Source organism: Isoptericola hypogeus, assembly GCF_039531145.1.
Taxonomy (GTDB): Bacteria; Actinomycetota; Actinomycetes; order Actinomycetales; family Cellulomonadaceae; genus Isoptericola; species Isoptericola hypogeus.
In genome coordinates, this window is sequence record NZ_BAAAPM010000026.1 from 1 (window position 1) to 1,264 (window position 1,264).

At 70.6% G+C, this 1,264-nt stretch carries 3 protein-coding genes; all 3 read left to right on the plus strand.

Going from position 1 to position 1,264, the window contains the following annotated elements; all coding sequences use genetic code 11:
- On the plus strand, positions 1–823 hold an 823-nt coding region (locus ABD254_RS21285), incomplete at its 5' end, for a GH25 family lysozyme (RefSeq protein ID WP_344250987.1).
- A gap of 7 nt (positions 824–830) precedes the next feature.
- Positions 831–959, plus strand: coding sequence for a hypothetical protein (locus ABD254_RS21290; protein ID WP_344250989.1), 129 nt, complete (start codon positions 831–833; stop codon positions 957–959).
- Between the two features lie 88 nt (positions 960–1,047).
- A partial coding sequence (locus ABD254_RS21295; protein ID WP_344250991.1) for a hypothetical protein occupies positions 1,048–1,264 on the plus strand: 217 nt, incomplete at its 3' end.

Sequence of the window (1,264 nt, forward strand, 5' to 3'; positions counted from 1 at the left end):
GGGCCACGGCATCCTGGTGCTCGACTGGGAGGCCGACGCGATCTCACGCGGCCCGGCGGCGGCGAAGAACTGGCTGGATCGCGTGTACGCGAAGACCGGCATCCGGCCGTGGATCTACATGTCCGGGTCGGTCACCACCGAGTACGACTGGTCCGCCGTCGCGAAGGACTACGGGCTGTGGGTCGCCCGCTACGGCTCGTCCTCCTACGGCTCCACGGGGAAGTTCGGCCATCCCGCCGCGTGGCAGTACACGAGCTCGGGCCGCGTCTCGGGCTACTCCGGGAACGTCGACCTCGACGAGTTCTACGGCGACCGCGACGCCTGGACCGCGTACGCCACCGGCGACAGCAGCTCGCACCCTGACACCGACCACGACGACACCACCGACACGGGGGATGACATGCCTTCCTACAAGCACGTCTCGACGTCGGAGAACGCCACGTTCCCCGCCGACGGCAACTGGCACCGGCTCCGGCTGTCGGAGGACGGCGTGAGCCTGCTCCGCGGCCCCGCCCTCGTCGAGGGAGTCCTGTCCGTCGCCGTGCAGACCCCGGACGGCTCCGCACGCGAGGTCCAGGTCCGCGCCGTGCAGGAAGACGCCCTACCGGACGTGACCGACAAGACCGTGCACGCGACCGCGGCGATGGAGGTCAACACCTCCGGCGGCACCACACAGATCGTGCTCCCATTCACCCAGAACGTCGGCAAGCCCGACACCAAGGGCGCCACCTACCGCGCCCTGCGGTTCCAGATCCTCATGTACGGCGGCGGCAAGGCCACCATCGGATCCGTCGCAGCGAACGCCCTCTACTGGGAGAAGTAGCACCCCGGTGTGGTTCCTGCTGCTGCTCAGCGACGACGAACCACCCCGCCGACCACCCTGGTGGGCCTGGACCATCCTCGCGCTCCTCGCGGCCGCCATCACCACCGGCCTGATCCACCCCCACATCCACCTGTAGCTCGCTCGACGTCGACAGCGCCCCGCCACCCTGCCCCGGGTGGTGGGGCGCCTTCGCCGTGTCGGCGGTACGGCGCACACTGGGCCTCATGCCGCGCGAACCCGAGCATCGGGACTACTCGAGCCTCATCGAGCCCCACGAGACCAAGCCGCGTCGGCCCGAGCAGCTCGCGAACCCGGTCCCTGCGCGCTGCACCGCCCGCACCTACGGCGGCGCCATCCTGACCGTCGAGGGCGTCGTGACGCACCGCGCACCCGACCTGGTCGCCTTCAGCGCCGAGTACCCCGGCTGGGGCCAGTGGACCG